The 24,577-nt window shown below is 70.8% G+C and carries 19 protein-coding genes and 1 pseudogene; 15 read left to right on the plus strand and 5 right to left on the minus strand.

Features of this window, described 5'->3' with window-relative positions; all coding sequences use genetic code 11:
* Nucleotides 1–364, minus strand: a 364-nt coding sequence (locus ACFW2Y_RS22595; protein WP_384882072.1) for a transposase, incomplete at its 3' end; no start/stop codon positions are given.
* A 199-nt stretch (nucleotides 365–563) separates the two neighbouring features.
* Between ACFW2Y_RS22595 and ACFW2Y_RS22600 the strand changes: the two genes are divergently transcribed.
* Nucleotides 564–1,385, plus strand: a complete 822-nt coding sequence (locus tag ACFW2Y_RS22600) for a DUF6008 family protein (RefSeq protein WP_384882075.1) — start codon at nucleotides 564–566, stop codon at nucleotides 1,383–1,385.
* 37 nt (nucleotides 1,386–1,422) lie between these two features.
* Here ACFW2Y_RS22600 and ACFW2Y_RS22605 read toward each other — a convergent pair whose 3' ends face one another.
* The 3 genes from ACFW2Y_RS22605 to ACFW2Y_RS22615 all read right to left on the minus strand — a co-directional run bounded on the left by ACFW2Y_RS22605 (nucleotide 1,423) and on the right by ACFW2Y_RS22615 (nucleotide 5,008).
* Nucleotides 1,423–2,052: a MerR family transcriptional regulator gene (locus ACFW2Y_RS22605; protein WP_384882078.1), complete on the minus strand. Its 630-nt coding sequence runs from the start codon at nucleotides 2,050–2,052 to the stop codon at nucleotides 1,423–1,425.
* A gap of 32 nt (nucleotides 2,053–2,084) precedes the next feature.
* Nucleotides 2,085–3,650, minus strand: a complete 1,566-nt coding sequence (locus ACFW2Y_RS22610; protein ID WP_384882081.1) for a hypothetical protein — start codon at nucleotides 3,648–3,650, stop codon at nucleotides 2,085–2,087.
* Between the two features lie 434 nt (nucleotides 3,651–4,084).
* Nucleotides 4,085–5,008 carry a ScbA/BarX family gamma-butyrolactone biosynthesis protein gene (locus tag ACFW2Y_RS22615; protein WP_384882084.1) on the minus strand — a complete coding sequence of 308 codons (924 nt, stop codon included), beginning with the start codon at nucleotides 5,006–5,008 and terminating at the stop codon, nucleotides 4,085–4,087.
* A 145-nt stretch (nucleotides 5,009–5,153) separates the two neighbouring features.
* On the opposite strand from ACFW2Y_RS22615, the gene ACFW2Y_RS22620 reads away from it, so the two are divergent.
* The 4 genes and pseudogenes from ACFW2Y_RS22620 to ACFW2Y_RS22635 all read left to right on the plus strand — a co-directional run bounded on the left by ACFW2Y_RS22620 (nucleotide 5,154) and on the right by ACFW2Y_RS22635 (nucleotide 8,064).
* A complete protein-coding gene (locus tag ACFW2Y_RS22620; RefSeq protein ID WP_384882087.1) occupies nucleotides 5,154–5,783 on the plus strand; it encodes a ScbR family autoregulator-binding transcription factor in 630 nt (209 codons plus the stop codon).
* Entirely contained in the window at nucleotides 5,780–6,742 is a 963-nt protein-coding gene (locus ACFW2Y_RS22625; RefSeq protein ID WP_384882090.1) for an NAD-dependent epimerase/dehydratase family protein, read from the plus strand. Before ACFW2Y_RS22620 ends, ACFW2Y_RS22625 begins: the two co-directional genes overlap by 4 nt.
* A gap of 169 nt (nucleotides 6,743–6,911) precedes the next feature.
* Nucleotides 6,912–7,076 (plus strand): annotated as a pseudogene (locus tag ACFW2Y_RS22630) (transposase domain-containing protein); the annotation flags it as partial.
* 97 nt (nucleotides 7,077–7,173) lie between these two features.
* Nucleotides 7,174–8,064, plus strand: coding sequence for a transposase (locus ACFW2Y_RS22635; protein WP_384882093.1), 891 nt, complete (start codon nucleotides 7,174–7,176; stop codon nucleotides 8,062–8,064).
* Between the two features lie 368 nt (nucleotides 8,065–8,432).
* Here ACFW2Y_RS22635 and ACFW2Y_RS22640 read toward each other — a convergent pair whose 3' ends face one another.
* Entirely contained in the window at nucleotides 8,433–9,074 is a 642-nt protein-coding gene (locus tag ACFW2Y_RS22640) for a TetR family transcriptional regulator (protein WP_384882096.1), read from the minus strand.
* A 278-nt stretch (nucleotides 9,075–9,352) separates the two neighbouring features.
* Here ACFW2Y_RS22640 and ACFW2Y_RS22645 point away from each other — a divergent pair, with 278 nt between their 5' ends.
* The 10 genes from ACFW2Y_RS22645 to ACFW2Y_RS22690 all read left to right on the plus strand — a co-directional run bounded on the left by ACFW2Y_RS22645 (nucleotide 9,353) and on the right by ACFW2Y_RS22690 (nucleotide 24,518).
* On the plus strand, nucleotides 9,353–10,567 hold the full coding sequence (locus ACFW2Y_RS22645; RefSeq protein WP_384882099.1) for an IS701 family transposase: 1,215 nt from the start codon (nucleotides 9,353–9,355) through the stop codon (nucleotides 10,565–10,567).
* Between the two features lie 77 nt (nucleotides 10,568–10,644).
* Nucleotides 10,645–11,088 carry a winged helix-turn-helix transcriptional regulator gene (locus ACFW2Y_RS22650; RefSeq protein ID WP_384882102.1) on the plus strand — a complete coding sequence of 148 codons (444 nt, stop codon included), beginning with the start codon at nucleotides 10,645–10,647 and terminating at the stop codon, nucleotides 11,086–11,088.
* Between the two features lie 108 nt (nucleotides 11,089–11,196).
* Complete coding sequence (locus tag ACFW2Y_RS22655) at nucleotides 11,197–12,174, plus strand: DUF1702 family protein (protein ID WP_384882105.1); 978 nt, start codon at nucleotides 11,197–11,199, stop codon at nucleotides 12,172–12,174.
* A 91-nt stretch (nucleotides 12,175–12,265) separates the two neighbouring features.
* Nucleotides 12,266–13,252: a DUF1702 family protein gene (locus tag ACFW2Y_RS22660; RefSeq protein WP_384882108.1), complete on the plus strand. Its 987-nt coding sequence runs from the start codon at nucleotides 12,266–12,268 to the stop codon at nucleotides 13,250–13,252.
* A 56-nt stretch (nucleotides 13,253–13,308) separates the two neighbouring features.
* On the plus strand, nucleotides 13,309–15,159 hold the full coding sequence (locus ACFW2Y_RS22665; protein ID WP_384882124.1) for a CRTAC1 family protein: 1,851 nt from the start codon (nucleotides 13,309–13,311) through the stop codon (nucleotides 15,157–15,159).
* A gap of 2 nt (nucleotides 15,160–15,161) precedes the next feature.
* Nucleotides 15,162–16,295, plus strand: a complete 1,134-nt coding sequence (locus ACFW2Y_RS22670; protein ID WP_384882110.1) for an enediyne biosynthesis protein — start codon at nucleotides 15,162–15,164, stop codon at nucleotides 16,293–16,295.
* Nucleotides 16,292–22,168, plus strand: a complete 5,877-nt coding sequence (locus ACFW2Y_RS22675; RefSeq protein WP_384882113.1) for an SDR family NAD(P)-dependent oxidoreductase — start codon at nucleotides 16,292–16,294, stop codon at nucleotides 22,166–22,168. Before ACFW2Y_RS22670 ends, ACFW2Y_RS22675 begins: the two co-directional genes overlap by 4 nt.
* Before the next feature lie 3 nt (nucleotides 22,169–22,171).
* Nucleotides 22,172–22,630 (plus strand): acyl-CoA thioesterase, encoded by a 459-nt coding sequence (locus tag ACFW2Y_RS22680; protein WP_384882116.1) that lies wholly within the window; start codon nucleotides 22,172–22,174, stop codon nucleotides 22,628–22,630.
* Complete coding sequence (locus ACFW2Y_RS22685; RefSeq protein ID WP_384882118.1) at nucleotides 22,627–23,172, plus strand: flavin reductase family protein; 546 nt, start codon at nucleotides 22,627–22,629, stop codon at nucleotides 23,170–23,172. Before ACFW2Y_RS22680 ends, ACFW2Y_RS22685 begins: the two co-directional genes overlap by 4 nt.
* The gene (locus ACFW2Y_RS22690; protein WP_384882121.1) at nucleotides 23,169–24,518 is read left to right on the plus strand and encodes a cytochrome P450; all 1,350 of its coding nucleotides are present in this window, start codon (nucleotides 23,169–23,171) and stop codon (nucleotides 24,516–24,518) included. The genes ACFW2Y_RS22685 and ACFW2Y_RS22690 overlap by 4 nt, the downstream gene beginning before the upstream one ends.
* The last annotated feature ends 59 nt before the right edge of the window (nucleotides 24,519–24,577 follow it).

Genomic DNA, 24,577 nt, shown 5'->3' on the forward strand with positions numbered 1-24,577 from the left:
TCGTCCGACAACCCCGGACGCCCGATCCTCGCCACCCAGCAACACCTCCGGCAACCGTTCTACCTGGGATGTTGCACCGACCCATTGACCTCACCTGGCTTTTTTTCAGGATCTCGATCGTCTGCTGCTGTTCGCGGTTCTCTCTGCGCAGCCGGCGCAGTTCCTCACGCTCCGCGCTGGTCAGCTCGCCCGGGGCGCCCTCGCCCTGGTCGGCCTTGGCCCGGCGATACCAGCCGCGCAAGGACTCGGAGCTGATGCCGAGTTCCCGGGCGACGGCGGTGACCGTCTTGCCCGAGGAGTCGACAAGCGCGACCGCGTCCCGCTTGAACTCCTCGGTGTACCGCTTCGTGTACTTGCTTCCCACCTGGTGCTACTTCCTCTGGAACCTCACGTCCCAGTCTCCAGGTGTCCACGATCAAGGGGAAGCTTCAGGTCCAGCCCGTTACCCGAACCTGCGCCAGACCCCAAACTCAGCAACGGCGAAGTGGCCGGTGAAGTCGGTGGCTTCCTAGCGTGAAGCCACCGAACGAACCACCCCTATCAGGACGCCGCTGGGAGTGCCCATGGACCACGCGCAAGGAACTCACGTAGGTCACGAGATGGGAGGTGCTGTCTCTTCGCTCGACACTCTGGGCGCGGTCCTCTTCATCGGATGGGCCGTGGCCATGTGGCTGGCCGTGGGTGTACTCGCGTACGCGAACCGGGGGGCGGTGCGCCCGTGGTTGTACAAGGTCGCCGTCGCCGTCATCGGCCTCGGGGTGATCGGGCAGATCGGCCACTTCCAGGAGCACGTCACCCAGGCCGGCTACTGGGTGGCGAACCCGTACGCTCCGGCCTGGATGACCCCTTGGGCCGAGAGCCTCGCGCGCGGCATGGGCCAGGTGGACCCGAGCAAGGCCTCGCTCGGTATGGAGATCCTCCATCTGACCGGAAACTTCATCTTCCTCGCCGGCCTCGTCGGCATCGTGCAGATCACCCGCCGGGCCGCCGGCTGTCTCAAGTCCCGCAAGTGGGCCAGGATGGGCGTCTGGATGCAGGGCATCCACGGCCTTGAGCACGTCGTGCTGACCGCGTCCGTGGCCCTGGGTGCCAGCCGCGCGATCGGGCTGTCCACCTGGTTCGGTGCCATTGAGCCGGGCCCGGCGCTGGTGACGTACCGGGTGTGGTGGCACTTCGTCGCCAACCTGGTCGGTTCGGCGATCCTCGCGGTCTCCCTCTACCACCTCTGGAAGGAGAAGCGCGCGGTCCGGACAGGCTTCGAGGAGCCCGGGACCGAGGTCGCGGCGCCGACAGCCACCGGGGTGACGGAGTCCGAGGCGGGGGAGTCCACCTCGTCCGCCGGAAAGGCCCCTGAGCGCGAGCCCGCTCTGGCGGGACGTCCGTAACAGCTCCCCGCGCCTTTCCTCTCTCCCGCGCACGCCGTCACGCGGCGAGTTCCTGAACCGGGTTCTGTGCCCTGCCCGCCTGGGCAAGGCGGCGCAGAGCCGCCAGCAGGGTGTCCCCCAGGACGTTGCCGACGACCAGGCTCTCGGCACGCCGACCGGCTCCGGTGCAGGCGCTCAGGATCTCCTCGTCCACGGCCGCCGCGTGCTCGGCGGCCTCGGCGTAGGCGTCGAGCCGTTCGGCGACCTGCTCGTGGCCGAGCTCCCGCAGGGTGTCCAGGACCTCTACGACGGCGGCGAACGCGCGGCTGCCGGCCGGAACTGTCCACCTCCTCCGCTCGGCGAGGGCTTGGACCTCGGCGGTGGTCTCCCGGTCCGCCGCGAGAGCGGCGAACGGTCTTGCGGCGGATGCCTGGTCGGTCGTCGCCCGCAGCGCGGCCTCGTCGGCCGGGCCGTCCAGGGCGGCGACGATCTCCCGGATCCGGGAGATCGTCAGACCGCCGAGGTCGAGGAGCGCGCGGATCAGACGCAGTCGGTGGACGTGGTCCTCGGTGTAGCAGGCCTGGTTGCTGCGGGTGAGCCGACCGGCGGGCAGTAGGCCTTCGCGGATGTAGTACTTGATCGTGGCGGCGGACGTGCCACTGGTGCGGCTGAGTTCCGCGAGACGCATGGGTGCTCCTGGCTCTTGGGGCGGATGGGTACTCACGACGTGCACGTCTCCTTGGCGAAAGCGGCTTCCGACTCCGTCCGGCACCGCCAGCACAGGCCGTGCGGGGCAGGACGTCCGCAGGTGCCGTCCCGGCCGGGACAGCCGATCCCCGTCCGGGGCACGGGGGGGTCCGGAAGCGAGATCGTGAGCACGCGGCAGCTCCTACAGCGGCCCGAGTTCCCGGGAAGGTGGGGCCGCTCGCAGTCGGGGCAGCACTCCGGAGCCTGACGGACGGCCGGCTTGCCGTGGACCGGATCAGGACGCCGTGGCGGTTCGTCGGCCGCCTTTGCCCTCGCCTGCGTCTCCGTCCTGCGGCGGGCCGCGGCGCGCTCCTCGATCACCGCGCGGCAGACGCTGCACTGCGTTCCCGTTGACCAGCGGACGCCCGTCTCGCAGTCTGGGTCGGAGCAGCCCCAGCGGGGGAGTGCGACGCCCAGCAGCCAGCGGCCGGGGTCCCTGATCTCGTCGACCACGGTCCGGCAGAGGCGCTGGGTGAGGCGGGCTCGCAGCCGGTCGACGGTAGCGGTCCCCGTGGAGAGCTCGCGGGAGATCTCCTGGGCGATCCGGCGGTGCAGGTACCTGTTCACCCGGGGGAGGAGGAACCGGACCGGCTCCAGGACGGTATGGATCCGGGGGCTGAACGTCAACTGCGGACCGCTGTAGGTGCCCCGGCGGGGCAGGGCGGGGTTATCACGGAGTGATAGGTAGGGGGAGGAATCGGGCTCGGGATCGGCGGCGGGGGTTGTCCCATCCGCGCGCAGCGCGACACCACCGCTCGTCTCGTCAGGCCGTGCCGTCGGCCCAGTGTCGTCCGCGGAGTTCTCCACAGGCTTGTCCGCCTTACCTACCTGTACTTCGCCTACGGCGGATGGAACGAGCGACCCGCTTTTCTCATCCGGTCGGTCAATCCTGAGGTCTTCCTTGTTCGCGAGCGATCGATCACCAGTAGCGGAACCCGATCGGTCATCAGAATCAGAAGACATATCGGACAGAAAGGATTCCGGGTCGTGGACGACGTAGAGGTGGCGGCCCTGGAAGCCGGCCCTCCGGTCCACGCTGATCCAGCCCAAGGAGTCGAGTTCGTCGACGATGCGGCCCGCCGCCTCGACGCCGAGGGACTTGCCCGCCCGGGCGCCGGAGTGATGGCGCAGAAAGCGGGCGAGGCCGCCCTCGGTGACCGGGATGTTCCGGACGACGGCGTAGACGATGAGCGCGTACGCGCGCAGCAGGCGGGGGGGCAGGTACTCGCAGGCGACGACGGGCAGCCAGACGAAGCGCTCCTTGGGGCGCATCTGACGGACCCGGCGGCGGGCCGTAGTGCCGGAGCCGCCTGGCAGGGAGCGGCGCTGGCTGTCGGGCAGTTCGATGACGCCGTCGTCGGGGGTGGGAGTGCGGAGCTGGGCCAGGCCGCGTCCGACGGTCGAGACGGACAGCTTGATGTACTCGGCGAGGGTGTCGACGGCTGCCGTGCAGCCCTCGGCGCGCACGCTGAGGGCCTTCACCTTCATGTAGACGCTGAGGGCGGCGTCCGCGTAGTGGGGGGACTCGACGAGTCGCATGGGTACTTTGACCCGGGCGCGTGGAACATGGGAGCGAGTTTCATTCGGAAGTAGGCTGGAATTAGTAGGGTCAGTATTCGCCCGAACCGGGAATGTCTGGGCGAAAGGTTGCCGTTGGGGCTGGAGATTCACGGCGCTTTGGTTCATCATGATGAGGTCTCCGTGCGGGAGGCATCACACGAAGCCGCTGGCAGTGGCTTCGCTGGTTCTGGCAGAACCGCTTGCATTAACTCGCTCGTTTCTGGAGTGGTATCCAGAACGGGCCTTCGCCCGTCGAGTTGGCAGCTCGACGGGCGGTGTGAAGGTGACCTTGGACCCCGGTGGTGGCTCACTGGGGGTGTGGTCGACGGCGGTATCCCTGGACAAGGAATCCTCCGTCTCGTGGCGTCACATCAGGTCCTCCTTCGATCGCGGGCCTCCTGCGGGGCCGTTGCTCACAGCGAGGCCGCATCCGTCAGCTCGGCCGTCGCGTTGAACACGAAGGACCCTGCCTGCAGAGCGTTGACGCGGATCGTCCTGCGCGAGGGCGACGGCATGGTGTCCACCCGCTCGGCCTCGATCCAGCAAGGCTGGTCGAACTCGACGAAGCGGTGGAAGGAGATGTCCATCGAGGTGGGCAGGACGGTGTCGGCTTGCGGGTGCTCGATGGCGTGCCCCGCCTGTCGGACGGCTTCCAGGAGCAGCATGCCCGGCACGTGGTCCAGGGCGTGGTCGAAGAGCACCGGGTGGCTCGTGTCGACGCGGAGTTGCCAGCGTCCACGGCCCGGCGTCGGCGAGAGCACGATGTCCTGCTTGCGCAGTCGGCCGACGGTGGCGCGCGAGACGGGATCCGGTGGCTGAGGGGCGCCGGCGAAGACCTCGGAGATCTCGCCGATGCCGCCGCGCAGCCGCTGATAGACAGCGGGGGAGTGGCACCCGAACCGGGTGCTGACCATGGCCAGCAGGGAGCCCGCACGCACGACTTCGAGGTGCATGGTCATCATCGCGGGCAGCTGCTTGTGGTAGCGGATGTCCGAGAAGGTCGCGTGGATCTCGAGGTCTGCCGGCTTGCCTTCGATCCGCATGGCCTGGGGGTTGACCGTGTACTGCATACGGGACCAGCTGAGCTGGTAGCCGAAGGGGACGTTGTACGCCACGTGCGTCAGTAGCGGGAACGTCTGGCGCACCGTCTCGCAGAGCAGCAGCGGGTCGTGCACACCGTGCTCGGACGGATAGAAGCTGTGGCTGCGTGGCCACTGGGCGCTGACCGTGAACGCGTCACGCCCCGCACGCTCCCAGCCCGTGAGGAACACCTCCGACAGAGCCGCTCGATGCACGTACTCCCTGGCGACCGTCGTGGTCAGTGCATGTCGGTTCACGGCAGGACGTTGCGAAGTGATGAGCATGCCTCTCCCCTTGGCGTGCGAATGAAGACCCTTGACGAGTCCGGGCTATCGGTTGTCCGGGTCGACTTGTAAAATAAGGGTGTTCGTTTTTTTTGTCGAGAGAGGCAGGCCCGATCCGATGGATGAGCCAAAGCAGGAGCGGGCGGTGCAGACGCGGGCCACGATCCTGAGGGCGGCTGCCGAGGTCTTTGATGAGTTCGGCTACACCGGCGCCAGCATCAGCAAGATCATGGAGCGGGCCCAAGTCACGCAAGGCGGGATGTACTTCCACTTCAAGTCGAAGTTGGGACTGGCCCAGGCGGTGCTGGCACACCAGCAGGATTTCGTGCACTTCCCCCCACAGGGCGCACCCGGACTCCAGCTCCTCATCGATCTGAACTTCTTCCTGGCGCGGGAGTTGCAGACCAACGTGCTGTTCCGGGCTAGCGTCCGGCTCGCCGTCGAGCAGGGCGACTTCGGGATGAGGGACGACACCGCGTACCAGGAGTGGGTCGATCAGTTCCACGCCCTGCTGTGCGCCGCGCGTGAGCGCGGGGAGCTGCTGCCGTACGTGGACGAACGGGAGTTCGCGAACGTGCTGGTCGGCGCGTACAGCGGAGTCCAGGTCTTCTCGAACATGGCCACGGGGCGGGCTGATCTGCAGCAGCGTCTGGCGTCCATGTGGCGCTACCTGCTGCCCGGTCTCGCCACTCCGCAGGCGATCGCAGAACTTCGGATCCCTCGGGACGAGCAGGAGGCCGCCGCATGAAGGCGTTACGGGTGGTGATGACCGGGGCCACCGGCTTCATCGGGTCGAACGTCCTGAGCCGGCTGGCCCCGCTCGGTGACGGGTGGCGCCGCGACGTCGTCATCCGCGCGGTGGGCCGCCGGGCACCGGACGGCGCGGCCGCGGTCGACGAGTGGACCCCCGCCGATCTCGCAGACCCTCGCAGCCTCGCGGGAGTCTGCGAGGGGGCAGACGTCCTGCTGCACCTCGCCGCGCTCATCGATGCCGACGAGGCCCGTTGCGCGGCCGTCAACGTGCGTGGCACCGCCGCCCTGATGGACGAGGCGCGCCGCGCCGGGGTAGGCCGGGTCGTGCACCTTTCGACGGCGGCGGTCTACGGCCTCGGCCCGCACCGGGGGATCTCGGTGGATGGGATCACGCCCGCCCCCGGGTCCGTCGCCAGCCGGACTCGCTTGGCAGGCGAGTCCCACGCCCTGGCGGCCGGGGCGACCGTGCTGAGGCCCGGGCTCGTGGTCGGACCCGGTGACCGTTGGGTGGTGCCCGCGCTCGCTGAACTCCTGCACGCGGTACCGGCGTTGTGGAACGGAGGACGGGCCGTGCTCTCCCTTGTGGAAGTACGGGATCTGGCCCGGCTCGTCTCGCGCCTCGCGCTGACGGACGCGCCGACCGGCGGGCGGGCCTGGCATGCCAGCCACCCCGAACCGGTGCGCGCCGCCGACCTGGTCCGGGCCCTGGCGCACCAGGGGATCGTGTCGTCGCCCCCGTGGCGGGAACTGCCCCTGGAGGCGTGCCTGGAACGGCTCAGGACATCAGGTACGCGGCTGAGTGAGCGTCAGTTCCGGCTGTTCGCCGAGGATTTCTGGCAGGACAGCCGGGAGGTCTGGCGTGTCGCCGACTGCCCGCCCGGCCCCGGTCCACTGAGCCGGCTGGCCGAAGCGGTGGCCTGGTACCGGTCCGTTCCGGTGGAGCCGGCCGCCTGACGAGGCCAATGCAGTTGCCCTTGCGCCGGGAGGATCGTTGCCCCGCGTGTGACGGGGTGGGTTGCGGGCCAGCAGGTGCGGATCGGGATCCTGACGAAGGTGTTCAGCGCCGAGCTGGTGGACGCGGCGATAGCCAAGCACGACCGGTCCGAGCGGCGCCGCCGACTTTCTGCCGACGCGGCTTGTCGTGTACCTCGTCCTGGGTCTGTGTCTGTTCGTCCAGGAGCCGTACGAGGAGGTGTTGCGGGCGCTGACCAGCGGCATCCCGGGCAGCTGGGCCATCGCGCGGGTGAATCGGTCGTCGTTGTGCCGGGCTCGCGCCCGGCCCGGGAAAGACGTGTTGGGGACCGTGCTCCGGCAGATCGCCGGTCCGCTCGCCACCGCGGACACGCCTGGCGTGTGGTGGCGAGGTCTGCGGCTCCTGGCCCTGGATGGCACCCGGTTCGATCTTCCGGATTCGACGAGCAGCGGCGACACCTTCGACGGCCTCTCCACCACCGGCGGCGTCCCCTTCGGGTTCCCCAGGTCAGGGCGGTGGTTCTCGTGGAGATCGGAACGCACGGAGTTTTCGACGCCCGCCTTGGCGGCTACCGCGACGGCGAGCGTGGCCTCGCCTACCCGCTGGCCAGCTCCGTCGGCCCGGGCGACCTGGTCATCGCCGACCGTGGCTTCCGGTCGGTCGAGTTCGCTCATGTCTTCACCGCAGCGGGTGCGGATCTGCTGGTCAGGCTCCCGTCCAACCACCTCGGCACCATCGAGGAAGAACTCCCGGGCGGCTCGTACCTGTCGATGGCGCGACCGGGAAAGGAGGCCCGCCTTCGAGCCGCGCGAGAGGTCCGACCGCTGCCCAAGCACGTGATCTACCGGGTCATCACCTTCGCGAAAGACGACAACGCCGCCTACCTGGCACGACACTGCTCGATCCCGAGCAGTACCCGGCCGCCGAGCTGGTTGCGCTCTACCGGGAACGCTGGGAGATCGAGCTCGCCTTCGACGAGATCAAGAACCATCTCGGCCCTGGCGGGCCGAGATGGTCGCGCACACCGCAGGGCGACCGGCAGGAACTGTGGGCCCACCTCGCCGTCCACCACGCGATCCGCCAGTTCGCCCACACAACCGCGCTCGTCCACCCGCCTGCGGACGCCGACCGCATCTCCTACCTGAAGTGCGTCCGCATCGTCCGCCGCAGCATCCCGTCCCAGCTCGGAGCGACCGCCACCAAGCTCACCCGTTCCTTTGCCGAGGCCGGCCGGGAGGCACGTGCACACCTCCTCCCGGCCCGACGCGGCCGGGACTGCCCACGCGCGAAGCCGAACCGCTGACCCGTCCTGAAGACCCGGGCCAGACGCCCCGCTGGTCGGGGTGCCACGTGGGCCACGGCGCCAAGTCAACTGCATTGGCCTGACGCGGCCCACGTCTCCACCGGAACGCTCTGGCTTGACTCTGTCGGCGATCTTGGAGTCGCCGAGGTCAGGTGCCCCGGGTGCGCCAGGATCTCGGCCGGGGATCTCACGCTGGTCGAGGTCGTTCTGGAAGGCCGGCCGGTCGGCGGGGAGGGGTGCTCTCTCGGTCGAGAGCACAAAGCGACAACAGACGCCCCAATGACCACACAGGCTTTTGAAACACCCTGAACATGCCCGTCGATCACCCCGACGCGCCGGGCAACGCCAAGATCACCGACAGAGTCAAGCTAGTCCGTCCGGGCCGGATCGTCCGTCGGCGCCGCCTGCCGTGGCGCCCCCGCGGTCTCCGCCGAGACGCCCACCAGGGCGAGCTGCCAGACGCGCTTGAGCTGGGCGACGGCGCTCTCGAGCGCGGGGTCGGAGCCTATCCGGCGGCGCAGATACGCCTCGGCGCCACCGGTCAGGTGTTCCACCAGCATCGTGACGTCGGCGGGCTGGGCGTCGCCGCGAAGTTGGCCGCTTTCGTACGCCCGCTCCAGCAGGCCCCGTACTGTCGGCAGCCAGGCGTCCGACCATGCCTCGGAGCCCGGCCGTTCACGGCTGAGCCGGATGCCCGCCCGCACCGTGGGCTCCTGCTCCATCAGCCGGGTCAGCTCCAGCGTCAGGTCGATCACCATGCGCAGTGGCGACACCGGCTCCTCGGCCAGGCGCTCCAGCGCCTCCAGCGTGACCTCCCGGCCCTCCTGCTGCACCGCGTCGGCCAACTGCACCTTGGACGGGAAATGGAAGGTCACGGCACCGATCGACATACCAGCCACCGAGCTGACCCGCGACAGCGACGTGCCGTCGTACCCGAAGCGGTCGAACTCCTGGGCTGCCGCCTTGATCAGGGCCTGACGAGTGCGTACGGCCCTCTCCTGTTTCACCACACCATCTCCCGAAGAGGGTTCTCACGTAGGGCACCGATGGCCGCCTTCCCTTCCAAGGCTGACGCTCCCTGTCTCTGCCGGGCAAGCCGAAGTTGCCCAAGAAGTAATGGATTTACGCAGGTCACAAGCCCGGGGCAAGGCCCGGCGCGGTTCGGCGCGGAGACCGACTTGGCGAAGTGCATGTGGTGACTCTCCTGAGTCGCAAAAAAAAGAGGGCGTTCGCTATTATTTTAGCGGGGCCAGCAGCCGCAGGCCGAGAGCAAGGGAGGGAACTAGCCATGGTCACACACGCTCTGACGCCTCATCGGACCTCGGTTCCGGTGTTCGCCGAGAGGATCTTCGAGTGTCTGCCGCGGGTTGACCAGCGCCGCTGGGCGCAGGCCTATATGCAGGGGCTGCTCACCACCTCGGGCAAGAAGTCGGTCAAGCGGCTCGCCGAGTCGGTCTCGCCCCTGCCCGCCGTGTCCCAGTCGCTCCACCAGTTCGTCAACGCCAGCCCCTGGGACTGGATGCCGGTGCGGGCCGAGCTCACCCGCTGGGCCGGCCAGCAGATGACCCCGCGCGCCTGGGTGATCAGCCACGCCGTGCTGCGCAAGCGGGGCGAGCACTCCTGCGGGGTGCACCGCCGCTTCCTGGCCTCCAGCGGCCGCTCGGTGACCTGCCAGGTGGGCGTCGGTTCCTTCCTCTCCTCGTACGACACGGCCCTGCCCGTCGACTGGCGGCTGCTGCTGCCCGGTTCGTGGGCGAAGGACCCCGAGCGCCGCTCGCGCACCCGGATCCCCGCCGAGGTCGGCCCCCGCAGCATCGAGCAGCACGCCCTCGACCTGGTCGACACGCTCGCCGACACTGGCCCGACCGCCCCGCTGCCCGTGGTCGCCGACCTGGAATCCCTCGGTGGCGTCGGCGCGACCGGCCTGGTGCACGGACTCACCCTGCGCGGACGCGACTTCGTTGTTGCCGTCCCCGACTCCCTCCAGGTGGCCGTGGGACGCCACCTGCGGCTGCAGCGGCCCGGCGGAGGCGAGAGCCAGGGCCTGGTGCTCGCGGCCCGCAGCCTGTGCGAGTTCGACGCGAGCACGCTCACCCGGGTGGAGAGCGTCCCGGTCCGCGACGGGCGCGGCCGGCACACCACCGTCCTGTCGAGCTTTGTGCGCCTGCCGCAGCCGGCCTCGGGCGGCGAGCGGATCCACCGGACGTACCGGCTCTTCGCGGTACGCCCCGAGGGCGGCCGGCGGCCGCTCCAGCTGTGGCTCACCAGCCACACGCACGCACGCATGGAGTCGGTCCTCGCGCTGACCCGGACCCTCGCGCACGCCGACGAGTCCGTCCGGGAGATGGGCGACGACTTCGGTCTGCTCGACTTCGAGGGACGCTCCTTCCCGGGCTGGCACCACCACATGACGCTGGTGTCCGCCGCGTACGCCTACAGCCGGACCGAGCGCCGGACCGCACCCACCACCACCGGCGGCGAGCGGCTGACGGTCGCGGCCTGAGAAGGTCGCGCTCTTCGCGACGACTTCGTCAAGTCCGGGGTTGCATGACGCAACCTGACCCGCCCTAGAGTGAGTCCATGCTGAAGCACACGTACGAGGGACAGGACTGCAACCTCGCCCGCTCCCTGGAGGTGATCGGCGAGCGCTGGACCCTCCTGATCATCCGATCGGCGCTGCTCGGCACCACCCGCTTCGACGGCTTCCTGTCCCAGCTCGACATCGCCCGCAACGTGCTCTCCACCCGGCTGACCCGGCTGATCGAACACGAGATCATGGAGCGGGTGCCCTACCAGGACAAGCCTGTGCGCTACGAGTACCGGCTTACCCCGGTGGGCCGGGACCTGACCCGGGCCGTCATCGCCCTGATGCAGTGGGGCGACCGCAACCTGCCGCACGAACTGGGCCCACCTCGCCGCGCCGACCACATCGGCTGCGACGGCACGGTCCATGTCGAACTGCGCTGCACCTCCTGCGGGCGTGCCGTGCACGACGAGGAGATCGACGTCCGTCGCGCCCGCTGAACGGCGCTGGGGAACGCACGGCAGGAGATGCCGCGCCCGGCCCGGTCCGCCCACGATGGCAGCCCCCGCCGCCCGAACCGGGAGCGGCGCGCAGAAGGAGGCGTCACCGTGCCCGCACTGGGAGCGCTGCGCAGGCTGATCATGACCCCGTCCCTGGACGACGTGAGTTTCGCGGGACGCGGATTCACCGTCGAACCCACCGAGCGCACACGGCAGCTGGAGGCCGTGCCCCAGGCCGTCGTGACCGGCTTCGAGTGGGCCATTGAGGACAAGGACCTGGCGACCACCGAGCGCCGGCTCGCCCTCGTCGACCCGCTGAACCGCGGCTTCGCCTACGAGGGCGCCACCATGGCCTGCGCGATCCGCGACACTGTGGGACCCCGGGGCCACCGCACCGCCGACCTGCTGCGCGGCGGCGGCCGGCCGCACATCTTCCTCAACTACATCGGCATCGGCTTCGCCATGGCCAAGCTGCCCAGACCACTGTGGAAGAAGCTCGTCCCCGAACTGACCGAGCCGGATCTCTACCCGGCCATGAGCTGGCTGTGCGTCGACGGCTACGGCTTCGACCGGGCCTACTTCGACACCGGCACCTGGGTCGGCGGCCAGCGCCAGGACACCCCGTACGACTGGGACGGCGACCCTTCCTACTGGCAGAGGGCCTTCGACCAGGGCGTCGGCCGCGCGCTGTGGTTCATCCACGGCGGGCACGTCGGCAGCGTCTCCGCCGCCGTACGGGCCTTCGCCGGCGACCGGTGGGCCGACCTGTGGAGCGGCGTCGGCCTGGCCAGTACCTTCGCGGGCGGCACTCCCGCCGCCGGCCTCACGGCGCTGCGCGCCGAGGCGGGGGAGCACGCCGACCACCTGGCCCAGGGATCGGTCTTCGCCGCCAAGGCCCGGCACCACGCGGGACACGTGCCCGAACACACCGCCGAGGCCGTCCATGCCTTCACCGGACGCACCGTGGACGCCGTCGCGGCCCTCGCCGACGACTGCCCGGCCACCGCTCCCGAGGCCGGCGTCGGACCCGCCTACGAGGTATGGCGGCGCGGTGTGCGCACGCAATTGAGCACAGCCGTCGTTTGAGCACATCGGAAGTAGACGCCCCTCTGGGGGCCCTGGCTAGATTCGATTCACCGGGGCATTTTCAGGGATTCGAGAGGGGCGGTTTTCTGCCGTGTCCAGTGTGTTTGGTGCATACCGTCGCCGGTTGCTCACACCTCCTGTTTCCGAGACGACCATGGAAGTACGTGGATTTCATGTGAAGAACGCGGAAGCAAAGGCGCGACTCGAGCGCATCGGTGAGGTTTTTCTCCAGGGCTACGGGTACGCCGTGGAGGCATCTTCGCCCGCCGAGGCGGAGGAGCTTCTCGAGACCGTCCCGGGAGACATGCGCGGCTTCGCCTACGAGGGCGCCGGCATGGGCGCGGCGGTGTACGACTCGCTGCCCGGGCACGGCGGCCGCCTGGCCGGCCTGTTGGCCGGCGAAGGCCGCCACCACGACTACATGATCTATGTCGGCATCGGCTGGGCGATGGCCCGTCTGCCGAAGTTCCTGTGGCCCGACATCCGCACCACCGACCCGCTGCTACGCTGGCTCGCGCTCGACGGATACGGCTTCCACCAGGCGTACTTCAAGACCGACACGTATGTACGCACCCCCGAGGTCCAGCAGCCCTTCCGCTGGAACGGCGGGCACAACCACTACACCCTGAACGCCGTCGACCAGGGCATCGGCCGCGCGCTGTGGTTCGTCGGCGGAACCGACCCCGATGTCGTCACCGACCTGATTCGCGCCTATCCCGAGCACCGCCACGGCGATCTGTACGCGGGCGCCGGACTCGCCTGCTCCTACGCCGGCGGGGTCACCGAGGACGAGCTCGCGCGCTTCACCGAGGGTGCCGGAGAGCACCGCTGGGCGCTCGCCCAGGGCGCCGCGTTCGCGACCGAGGCCCGGATCAAGGCGGGCACGGTCATCGACCACACCCACCTCGCCGCCCGTGTCGTGTGCGGCACGACGGTCGAACGAGCCTCGCGGGTGTGCCGCGACACCCGGCCCCCGGGGCTCGGCGGGGGTGCGTCCCCGGCCTACGAGACCTGGCGGCGCGACATCGCCGCGGAACTCGCTTCCGACTCGCTCATTTCGAAAGGTGCCGACCAGTGACGGTCACAAAGAACTGGCTCCGCAGGAATTCACCGGGAATTGTCGCGCTCGCCCTGATGGTGAGCACGTTCTACGCCGTCCGGCTGCCCGAATCCTCGGCCGCTGACATCGACAGGCTGGCAGAGAAATTCGCATTCGAGCCGATGTCGATAGCCATGCCCGCCGGATTCGACAAGCAGGAGGTCCGGAAGGTCAACAAGGCGTACCAGCACATTGAGGCCTGGATTTCCTCGGTCGGCGCCGGAATCGCCGTCAACGACCTCGACGGCGACGGCCTCGCCAACGACCTGTGTGTGAACGACGTGCGGATCGACCAGGCGGTCGTCACCCCGGCACCGACCCGCGAGGACAAGTACGCCCCGTTCGCGCTGGACCCGGCGCCGCTGGGCACCAGCACGACGATGGCGCCGATGGGATGCATGCCCGGCGACTACAACGAGGACGGCCGCATGGACCTCCTCGTCTACTACTGGGGCCGTACGCCCGTCATCTTCGAGAACAAGGGCGAGAAGGGGAAGCCGCTCACCGCCGCTTCCTTCATGCCCACCGAGCTGCTGCCGGGCAAGCCCGGCAAGAAGTACACCGGTCCGCTGTGGAACTCCAACACCGCCGCGGTCGCCGACTTCGACGGTGACGGCCACGACGACATCTACATTGGCAACTACTTCCCCGACAGCCCGGTCCTCGACCCGTCCAAGGACGGCGACGTCACCATGAACGAGTCGCTGTCGCACGCCCAGAACGGCGGTGGCGGCCACTTCTTCCGCTGGACGAAGGACGGCTACGAGAAGACCGACGGCGCCCTCCCGCAGAACCTGAACAAGGGCTGGTCGCTCGGTGCCTCCGCCGCCGACCTCGACGGCGATCGGTTGCCCGAGATGTTCCTCGCGCACGACTTCGGCACCTCGGCGCTGCTGTACAACGTCTCCACCCCGGGCAGGATCAGGTTCTCCGAGGTCAAGGCCGTGCACGACGGCACTGTGCCGAAGTCCAAGGAGATCGGCCGCAGCTCCTTCAAGGGCATGGGCGTCGACTTCGGCGACCTCGACCACGACGGCATCTACGACATGTTCGTCAGCAACATCACCACCTCCTTCGGCATCCAGGAGTCGAACTTCGCCTTCATCGGCGACGCCGACTCCCGCTCCGAGCTCCAGGGTCGCCTCAAGAAGGGCGAGGCCCCGTACACGGACAAGTCCACCGACCTCATGCTGGCCTGGTCCGGCTGGGGCTGGGATGTGAAGATGGGCGACTTTGACAACGACAGCGAGCTGGAGATCACCCAGGCCCTCGGCTTTGTCAAGGGCAAGAACAACCGCTGGCCACAGCTCCAGGAGCTCGCCACGGCCAACGACGCCCTGATCGCCAACCCCACGTGGTGGCCGAATGTCAGGCACGGTGACGATCTCGCCGGCAGCCAGCGCATGCGCTTCTTCGCCAAGGACCCCCAGAGCGGCACATACCGCAACCTCTCCGAGGCCCTCGGCATCGGTGAGCCCGTCCCGACCCGCGGCCTGGCCACCGGCGACGTCGACGGCGACGGCCGTCTCGACCTGGCGGTCGCCCGCCAGTGGGGCGAGCCGGTCTTCCTGCACAACGTCGCCAAGACCCCCGGCTCCTACCTGGGCCTGAAGCTCACCCACCCGGACGGCGCCCCGGTCGTCGGCGCCGAGGTCTGCGTCGAACTCCCGGACGGCACCAAGCGCATCACCCGCCTCGACGGCGGCGGCGGCCACTCCGGCAAGCGCAGCACCGATGTGCACATCGGTCTGGGCAAGGACGTCCAGGGCTCCGTGCCCGCCATGGTCACCTGGCGTGACCGGGACGGTCAGGTCCACGAGCAGAAGCTGAAGCTCACGCCGGGCTGGCACAGCCTCGAGCTGGGCACCCAGGTCAAGGAGAAGTGACGATGCCCGCAACGAAGACTGCCGCCACCCCGCGGCACAACCCGAAGGTCGTGACCGCGCTCCGCCGCTTTGCGATCTCCATCTCCGTCCTCAACATCTTCGGCTACACCGTCCTTGGCTTTGAACAGCCCTGGACCTGGCCGTTCATTGCCCTCGCGGCCGGCTACAGCACCGAGATCGTGCTGGAGATCCTCGGCGCCCGCGCCGAGGGCCGCGCACCGCGCTTCGCCGGAGGCGGGGCCAAGGGCTTCATGGAGTTCCTGCTCCCGGCCCACATCACCTCGCTCGCGGTGAACATGCTCACCTACGTCAACGACCTGGTGTGGGTCATGGTATTCGGCGTCATCGTCGCCGTCGGCACCAAGTGGGTGCTGCGCGCCCCGGTGAAGGGCCGGCTGCGGCACTTCATGAACCCGTCGAACTTCGGCATCGCCGTCATCCTGCTGCTCTTCCCGTGGGCCTCGATCGCCCCGCCGTACCACTTCACCGAGTACCTCGACGGCGGCTTCGACTGGCTCGTGCCGGCGATCATCATCACCCTCGGCACGATGCTCAACGCCAAGCTCACCGAGCGCATGTGGCTGATCCTCGCCTGGGTCGGCGGCTTCGCCCTCCAGGCGGTCATCCGCGGCCTGATGTTCGACACCTCCATCCCCGCGGGCCTCGCGATGATGTCCGGCGTGGCATTCGTCCTGTTCACCAACTACATGATCACGGACCCGGGCACCACGCCGTCGTCCAAGTGGGGCCAGATCGCCTTCGGCGGCGGCACCGCCGCACTGTACGGGGTGCTCACCGCGATGAGCGTCGCCTACGGCATCTTCTTCGCCACCGCACTGGTCTGCGCCATCCGCGGCGCCTTCCTGTGGGTCGCGGACGTCGTATCCAAGAAGCGCGCCGAGGAAGCCCTCGCTCTCGCCGCCGTCACCCACTCCGTCGCTCAGGCCGACGCCGCCGCCCGGGCCCAGGCGGACGCCGCCGACGCGGCGGGCTGCCCGTGCCCCGCGGGCGCCTGCGCCTGCCCGGCCCCCGAGACCGCCGACGCGGCGGGCTGCCCGTGCCCCGCGGGCGCCTGCGCCTGCCCGGCCCCCGAGACCGCCGACACCGAGACCCAGAAGATACCGGTGACCGCATGACCAGGATCGCCATCGTCGGCATGGCCTGCCGCTATCCCGACGCCACCAACCCCCGTGAACTGTGGGACAACGCCGTCGCCGGACGGCGCGCGTTCCGCCGGCTCCCCGACGTCCGGATGAACCTGGACGACTACTGGGACGCCGACCCGACCACCCCCGACACCTTCTACGCCCGCAACGCCGCGGTCATCGAGGGCTACGAGTTCGACCGGATCGCCCACAAGATCGCGGGCAGCACCTTCCGGTCCACCGACCTCACCCACTGGCTGGCCCTGGACACCGCGGGCCGCGCGCTCGCCGACGCCGGGTTCGCCGGCGGCGAGGGCCTGCCCCGGGAGCGCACCGGCGTCGTCGTCGGCAACACCCTCACCGGCGAGTTCTCCCGCGCCAACGTGATGCGGCTGCGCTGGCCGTACGTGCGCCGGGTGATGGCCTCCGCGCTCAAGGAGCAGGACCTCTGGGACGACGAGCGCATCGCCGAGTTCCTGGACGACGTCGAGCTCTCGTACAAGGAGCCGTTCCCGGCGATCGACGAGGACACCCTCGCCGGCGGTCTCGCCAACACCATCGCCGGGCGGATCTGCAACCACTTCGACCTGAACGGCGGCGGCTACACCGTCGACGGCGCCTGCTCGTCCTCGCTGCTCTCGGTCACCACCGCGGGCACCGCCCTCATCAACGGAGACCTCGACGTCGCCGTCGCGGGCGGCGTGGACCTGTCCATCGACCCCTTCGAGATCATCGGATTCGCCAAGACCGGTGCCCTCGCCAAGGGCGAGATGAAGCTCTACGACCGCGGCTCCAACGGCTTCTGGCCCGGCGAGGGCTGCGGCATGATCGTGCTGATGCGCGAAGAGGACGCCCTCGCGGCCGGCCACCGCATCTACGCGACCATCGCGGGCTGGGGCGTCTCCTCCGACGGCCAGGGCGGCATCACCCGCCCCGAGGTCAGCGGCTACCAGCTCGCCCTGCGCCGTGCCTACGAGAAGGCCGGCTTCGGCATCGAGACCGTCCGGCTCTTCGAGGGCCACGGCACCGGCACCGCCGTCGGCGACGCCACCGAGCTCACCGCCCTCATGGGCGCCCGCCGGGCCGCCGACCCCGACGCGCCGCTCGCGGCCATCACGTCCATCAAGGGCATGATCGGCCACACCAAGGCCGCCGCCGGCGTCGCCGGACTGATCAAGGCGGCCATGGCCGTCAACCACCAGACCCTGCCGCCCGCGATCGGCACCACCGACCCGCACGAGCTGCTCGGCGACGAGAAGGCCAACCTCAAGGCGCTGCGCAAGGCCGAGGCCTGGCCCGAGAACGCGCCCCGGCGCGCCGGCGTCACCGCCATGGGCTTCGGCGGAATCAACACCCACGTCGTCCTCGACGAGCCCGCCGGGCGGCGCCGCACGGCCCCGAGCCGTCGCTCCGCCGCCCTGGCGCACACCCTCCAGGACGCCGAACTGCTCGTCGTCGAAGGCGAGTCGGCCAAGGCGCTGCGCGCCCGGCTCAACGAGGTCGCCGCCTTCGCCGAGCAGGTCTCCTACGGCCAGGTCGCCGACCTCGCCGCCACCCTGCAGCGCGAACTGCGCGGCCTCGCGCACCGCGCGGCCGTCGTCGTCACCTCCCCGGAGGACGCCGAGCGCCGCCTGACCCACCTGGCCGACCTGCTGGAGTCCGGCGAGACGGCGTACACCGCCGCCGACGGCCGCAGCTTCCTCGGCCGCGCCTCCGGCCCGGCCCGGATCGGCTTCCTCTTCCCCGGCCAGGGTTCCGGCCACGGCACCGGCGGCGGCGCGCTGCGCCGGCGCTTCCCGGAAGCCGCCGAGGTCTTCGACCGGGCCGCACTGCCCAGCACCGGCGACATGGTCGCCACCGACGTGGCCCAGCCGCGCATCGCCACCGGCTCCGCCGCGGGCCTGCGGGTGCTCGACGCGCTGCGCCTGGAGGCCTCCGTCGCCGTCGGCCACAGCCTCGGCGAACTCTCCGCCCTGCACTGGTCGGGCGCCCTCGACGAGGACACCCTCCTCGAGGCGGCGCGGGTGCGCGGCAAAGCGATGGCCGAGCACAGCTCCTCCGGAACCATGGCCTCGCTCAGCGTGAAGCCCGAGCGGGCCGAGCAGCTCATCGAGGGCCTGTCCGTCGTCATCGCCGGATACAACGGCCCTGAGCAGACGGTCGTCGCGGGACCGGTCGACGAGATCGAGGAGGTGCGGCGCCGGGCCGAACGGTCCGAGATCCCCTGCACCCCCTTGAACGTCTCGCACGCCTTCCACTCCCCGCTGGTCGCCGCCTCCGCCGCGTCCTTCGGCGGCTGGCTGGCGGACGCAGCCGTCGGCACCGTCGCGGGCCGGGTGGTCTCCACCGTCACCGGCGAGGAACTGACCCCCGCCACCGACCTGACCACCCTGCTCGCCGAGCAGATCACCGGCCCGGTCTGCTTCACCCAGGCGGTCAGCGAGGCCGCCCGCGGCATCGACCTGTTCGTCGAGGTCGGCCCCGGCCGGGTGCTCAGCTCGCTGGCCCGCGCCACCACCGGCGTCCCCGCCGTCGCGCTCAACACCGACGACGAGTCCCTGCGCAGCCTGCTGCAGGTGGCCGGTGCCGCGTACGTCGCGGGCGCGCCGGTCGACCTGGAGCGGCTGTTCCAGGACCGGCTGATCCGGCCCCTGGAGGTCGGCCAGGAGTTCTCCTTCCTCGCCAACCCCTGCGAGCAGGCCCCGCGCGACCTCCCGCGGACCGAGCGCGCGCCGCGCGCCGAGCGGGCCGCCAAGGCGTCGCCGAAGGCCGTCACCGCCGCCCGGGACACCGCCGACGTGGCCCCGGCCACCGCGGCGGAACCCGACGCGGAGGCCGCCGCCGACGGCGTCGACGCGCTCGAAGTGCTGCGCGCCCTCGTCGCCGAGCGCGCCGAGCTGCCCGCCGACCTCGTCGACCCGGACAGCCGGCTCCTCGACGACCTGCACATGAGCTCGATCACCGTCGGCCAGATCGTCAACCAGGCGGCGTCCCGCCTCGGGATCGCCGCCGCCCAGGTGCCGACCAACTTCGCCACCGCCACCCTGGCCGAACTGGCCGAGGCGCTGGACACCCTGGTCAGCACCGGCGGCGCCGTCCCCGAGTCCGAGACGCCCGTCGTCGCGGGCGCGGCCCCCTGGGCCCGTCCCTTCGCCGTCGACCTCGACGAGGTCGCCCGCCCGTACGGCGTCCCCGACGGCACCGACGGCGCCTGGGAGCTGTTCGGGTCCGCGGACCACCCCTACGCCGAGCAGCTCCGCACAGCGCTGGCCGCCGCCGGACTCGGCTCCGGAGTGCTCGCCGTCCTCGCCAAGGGCTGCCCCCGCAAGGAGGTCGAGGAGGTCCTGGCCGCCGCCAAGAGCGCGCTCGCCGGGGACCGGGCCCGTCGCTTCGTCCTCGTCCAGGACGGCCGCGGCGCGGCCGGTCTGGCGAAGACGCTGCACCTGGAGGCCCCGCACCTGCGCACCACCGTCGTCCACACCCCGCAGGCCGAGGACGTCGTGGAGCGGGTCGTGGCCGAGGTGGCGGCGACCAACCGGTTCGCCGAGGTCCACTACGACCAGGCCGGGGTGCGCCGGGTGCCGACGCTGCGGGCGCTGCCCGTGAAGCCGGAGCGCACCGACGTCCCACTCGACGACACCGACGTGATGCTCGTCACGGGCGGCGGCAAGGGCATCTCCGCCGAGTGCGCTCTCGCCGTGGCCCAGAAGACCGGTGCCGCGCTCGCCGTCCTCGGCCGGTCCGACCCGGCCCAGGACACCGAGCTCGCCGAGAACCTCGACCGGATGCGCGCCGGCGGTGTGCGAGTGCACTACGCCCGCGCCGACGTCACCGTCACCGAGCAGGTCACGGCCGCCGTCACCGAACTGACCGAGGCGCTCGGCCCGATCACCGGCCTGCTGCACGGTGCCGGGCTCAACCAGCCGGGCGCGCTGACCGGCCTCACCGGCCAGGACTTCGACCGCACCTTCGCCCCCAAGGTCGACGGACTGCGCACGGTCCTCGACACGGTCGGCCCCGAGCGGCTCAAGCTGCTCGTCAGCTTCGGCAGCATCATCGGCCGGGCCGGCCTGCGCGGCGAGGCGCACTACGCCACCGCCAACGAGTGGCTGGCCGACCTCACCGAGGACGTGGCCCGCGCCCACCCGAACCTCCGCGCCCGCTGCATGGAGTGGTCCGTGTGGTCCGGCGTCGGCATGGGCGAGAAGCTCTCCGTCGTCGAGTCGCTCTCCCGCGAGGGCATCGTGCCGGTCTCCCCGGACCAGGGCGTGGCGATCCTGCTGAGGCTGATCGAGGATCCGGACGCCCCTGTCGTCACGGTCATCAGCGGCCGTACCGAAGGCATCGACACCGTGCGGCGCGACCTGCCCGCGCTGCCGATGCTGCGCTTCACCGGTGACCCGCTGGTGCGCTACCACGGCGTCGAACTGGTCACCGAGGTCGAGCTGAACGCGGGCACCGACCCGTACCTGGCCGATCACCTGCTCGACGGCAACCTGCTGCTGCCCGCCGTCATCGGCATGGAGGCGATGACCCAGGTCGCGTCCGCCGTCACCGGACGCACCGGTACCGCCCCCGTCATCGAGGGCGCCAAGTTCCTGCGCCCGATCGTGGTGCCGCCCAACGGCAGCACCCGGATCCGGATCGCGGCGACCGTCACCGACACCGACACCGTCGACGTGGCCATCCACGCCGAGGACACCGGCTTCGTCGCCGAGCACTTCCGGGCCCGGCTGATCTTCGGCGGGACCCCGGCGCCGGACGGCCCGCCGCTCCAGGTGCCCGACGACACCCCGGTCGTTCCGCTGGACCCGGCCGTCGACCTGTACGACGGGGTGCTGTTCCAGGGCGCCCGCTTCCAGCGGCTGCGCCGCTTCCACCGGGCCGCCGCGCGGCACGTGGACGCCGAGGTCGCCGTCCAGCAGCAGCCCGAGGGCTGGTTCGCCGGCTTCCTGCCGGGCGAGCTGCTGCTCGCCGACCCGGGCATGCGCGACGCGCTCATGCACGGCAACCAGGTGTGCGTCCCGGACGCCACGCTGCTGCCCTCGGGCGTGGAGCGGATCCACACCCTCGGCGCCGGCTCGCACGTCCCGGACCAGCTGCGCTACACCGCGGTCGAGCGCAGCCGGGACGGCGACACCTACGTGTACGACATCGCCGTGCGCGACGCGGGCGGCACCGTCGTCGAGCGCTGGGAAGGACTGACCCTGCACGCGGTGCGCAAGACCGACGGGTCCGGCCCGTGGGTCGCGCCGCTGCTCGGCCCGTACCTGGAGCGCTCCCTCGAGGACGTCGTCGGCCGCCACGTCGCGGTCGCCGTCGAGCCGCACGGGGACGCCCCGGCGGGTTCCGTCGCCCAGCGGCGAGGCTTCACCGCCGACGCCGCCGCGCGGGCCCTCGGCAGCCCCGTCGCGGTGCGGCACCGTCCGGACGGGCGGCCCGAACTGGAGCCCGGCCGGCACATGTCGATGTCGGCGGCGCACGGCCTGGGGGTCACCCTCAGCGCCGTCTCCGACACCGAGGTCGCCTGCGACATCGAGGCGGTCAGCATGCGCTCGGCACACGAGTGGCGCGGGCTGCTCGGGGACCACGCACCGGTCGCCGAACTGGTCGCCAAGGAGACCGGCGAGGCCCCGGACACCGCGGCCACCCGCGTGTGGGGAGCCGTGGAATGCCTGCGCAAGGCCGGCATCATGGCGGGCGCCCAGCTGACGGTGCTGCCGCGCCGCAAGGACGCCTGGGTGGTCTTCGCCGCCGGCGACCTGCGGATCGCGACCTTCGTCACCGCGCTGCGCGACGCCCTGGAGCCCGCCGTCTTCGCCTTCCTCACCCACGAGACACCTCTCGCAGAAGGGCGGTCCTAGACCATGGCGGACGACTACTTCGAGTACCGGCACACGGTCGGCTTCGAGGAGACCAACCTCGTCGGCAACGTGTACTACGTGAACTACCTCCGCTGGCAGGGCCGCTGCCGCGAGCTGTTCCTGCAGCAGAAGGCACCGGACGTACTCGCCGAGGTCCAGGCCGACCTCAAGCTGTTCACGCTGAAGGTGGACTGCGAGTTCTTCGCGGAGATCACCGCCTTCGACGAGCTGTCCATCCGGATGCGCCTGTCCGAGCTGGGTCAGACCCAGCTGGAGTTCACCTTCGACTACGTCAAGGTGACCGGCGGGGCCGAGGTGCTGATCGCGCGCGGCCGCCAGCGGATCGCTTGCATGCGCGGCCCGAACACCAACACGGTGCCCTCGCGCATCCCGGACGGCCTCGCCCGTGCCCTGGAGCCGTACAGCACCCAGAACCGGGCGCTGGCCGGACGGGCCGCATGAGCACCCTGACCGTCGCGCCGCCGCGGGACGCCGTCACCGGCGACCCCGCGCGGCTGCGGCGGGCCCTCGGGTCCTTCGCGACGGGTGTCACCGTCGTCACGGTCGGCGGCGCGACCCCGCGAGGCATGACCGCCAACTCCTTCACGTCGGTGTCGCTGGATCCGGCCCTCGTGCTGCTGTGCGTGGGCAACGACGCCGTCATGAACCGGGTCCTCGCCGAGGCCGACACCTTCGCGGTGTCGGTGCTCGGCGCCGGCCAGGAGGACGTGGCCCGGCACTTCGCCGACCGCTCCCGGCCGCTCGGCGCGGCCCAGTTCGACGCCGTCGACTGGCTGCCCGGACCGGCCACCGCCGCCCCCGTGATCGCGGGGGCGGCGGCCCATTTCGAGTGCGCCCGCTGGCGCGCGTACGACGGCGGCGACCACACCATCCACATCGGGCGGGTGCTCGCCCTGGACGAACTGCCCGGCCGCGAGCCGCTGGTGTTCCACGGCGGCCGTTTCCGGCAGGTCGTGCCGCAGCAGCCGGGGGGTCACCGATGAGCGTGCACCCACCCGGACCGCCGTTCTGGGCGCTGCCGGGGCTGCTGCGCAAGCTGGCGGTCGACCGGCTGGGCATGATGCGGGAGGCGGCCGAGCTGGCCGACGCCGTCCGGGTGAACATGGGCCCGAAGAAGCTCTACGTCTTCAACCGCCCCGACTACGCCAAGCACGTCCTCGCCGACAACGCGGCCAACTACCACAAGGGCATCGGCCTGGTGGAGTCCCGCAAGGTGCTCGGTGACGGCCTGCTCACCAGCGAGGGCGAGCTGTGGCGCAAGCAGCGCCGCACCGTGCAGCCCGCGTTCAAGCCGGGGCGGATCGCCGCCCAGGCCGGCGCGGTGGCCGAGGAGTCCGGACGGCTCGTGGAGCTCCTGCGCGGCCGCGCAGGAGACACGCCGGTCGACGTCCTCCAGGAGGTCACCGGGTTCACCCTCGGGGTGCTCGGACGGACCCTGATGGACACCTCCCTGGAGGGACACGACGGCATCGCGCACGCCTTCGAGGCCGTGCAGGACCAGGCCATGTTCGACATGGTCACGCAGGGCCTGGTGCCGACCTGGCTGCCGTTCGGCACCCAGCGTCGCTTCCGCGCCGCCCGCCGGGAGCTGACCCGGACCGTCGACGAACTGGTCGCCGACCGGGGCGCGCGGATGAGCGAGGACGACGGCGCGGACGACGCGTTCGCCCGCATGGTCCTCGCCGCCCGCGCGCACCCGGACCCGGCCACCGGGCGCAGGCTGCTCCAGGAGGAGCTGGTCACGCTGCTGCTCGCGGGGCACGAGACGACGGCCAGCACGCTCGGCTGGACGCTGCTGCTCCTCGCCCGCCACCCGCATGTGCGGGACCTGGTGCGCGAGGAGGCCAGGGCGGTGCTCGCGGGGGGCCGGCTGCCGGACGCCGAGGATCTGCACAAGCTGGAGTACACGACGCAGGTGGTGCAGGAGGCCATGCGGCTCTATCCGCCGGTGTGGATCCTGCCCCGGATCGCCCAGGCGGCCGACGAGGTCGGCGGGTTCACCGTATCGGCCGGGGCCGACGTGCTGGTCTGCCCCTACACGATGCACCGGCACCCGGACCTGTGGGACGACCCGGAGCGCTTCGATCCGGGCCGCTTCGACCCGTCTCGGGTGGCGAACCGGCCGCGGTACGCGTACATCCCGTTCGGGGCGGGACCGCGGTTCTGCGTCGGCAGCAACCTCGGGATGATGGAGGCGGTGTTCGCCACCGCGCTCGTCACCCGGGACCTCGACCTGGCCGTGGTACCGGGGCACGAGGGCGTCGCGGAGCCGATGATGTCGCTGCGGATGCGCGGCGGACTGCCGATGACGGTCCGCCCGGTGGACTGAGCACACGTGCTCGCTCCGGGACACGACGAGAGGGCCGGCCACGAAGAATCGTGGCCGGC

The organism is Streptomyces sp. NPDC058877 (genome assembly GCF_042742855.1).
In the GTDB taxonomy this organism is placed as follows: Bacteria; Actinomycetota; Actinomycetes; order Streptomycetales; family Streptomycetaceae; genus Streptomyces.

What these genes read in the sequence shown, in the direction of transcription:
- ACFW2Y_RS22685 (WP_384882118.1), top strand. Translation starts at nt 22,627, where the DNA reads ATGAGCACCCTGACCGTCGCGCCGCCGCGGGACGCCGTCACCGGCGAC.
- ACFW2Y_RS22600 (WP_384882075.1), top strand. Translation starts at nt 564, where the DNA reads ATGGACCACGCGCAAGGAACTCACGTAGGTCACGAGATGGGAGGTGCT.
- ACFW2Y_RS22675 (WP_384882113.1), top strand. Translation starts at nt 16,292, where the DNA reads ATGACCAGGATCGCCATCGTCGGCATGGCCTGCCGCTATCCCGACGCC.
- ACFW2Y_RS22645 (WP_384882099.1), top strand. Translation starts at nt 9,353, where the DNA reads ATGGTCACACACGCTCTGACGCCTCATCGGACCTCGGTTCCGGTGTTC.
- ACFW2Y_RS22605 (WP_384882078.1), bottom strand. Translation starts at nt 2,052, where the DNA reads ATGCGTCTCGCGGAACTCAGCCGCACCAGTGGCACGTCCGCCGCCACG.
- ACFW2Y_RS22670 (WP_384882110.1), top strand. Translation starts at nt 15,162, where the DNA reads ATGCCCGCAACGAAGACTGCCGCCACCCCGCGGCACAACCCGAAGGTC.
- ACFW2Y_RS22650 (WP_384882102.1), top strand. Translation starts at nt 10,645, where the DNA reads ATGCTGAAGCACACGTACGAGGGACAGGACTGCAACCTCGCCCGCTCC.
- ACFW2Y_RS22625 (WP_384882090.1), top strand. Translation starts at nt 5,780, where the DNA reads ATGAAGGCGTTACGGGTGGTGATGACCGGGGCCACCGGCTTCATCGGG.
- ACFW2Y_RS22665 (WP_384882124.1), top strand. Translation starts at nt 13,309, where the DNA reads ATGGTGAGCACGTTCTACGCCGTCCGGCTGCCCGAATCCTCGGCCGCT.
- ACFW2Y_RS22620 (WP_384882087.1), top strand. Translation starts at nt 5,154, where the DNA reads ATGGATGAGCCAAAGCAGGAGCGGGCGGTGCAGACGCGGGCCACGATC.
- ACFW2Y_RS22680 (WP_384882116.1), top strand. Translation starts at nt 22,172, where the DNA reads ATGGCGGACGACTACTTCGAGTACCGGCACACGGTCGGCTTCGAGGAG.
- ACFW2Y_RS22690 (WP_384882121.1), top strand. Translation starts at nt 23,169, where the DNA reads ATGAGCGTGCACCCACCCGGACCGCCGTTCTGGGCGCTGCCGGGGCTG.
- ACFW2Y_RS22610 (WP_384882081.1), bottom strand. Translation starts at nt 3,650, where the DNA reads ATGCGACTCGTCGAGTCCCCCCACTACGCGGACGCCGCCCTCAGCGTC.
- ACFW2Y_RS22635 (WP_384882093.1), top strand. Translation starts at nt 7,174, where the DNA reads ATGGCACCCGGTTCGATCTTCCGGATTCGACGAGCAGCGGCGACACCT.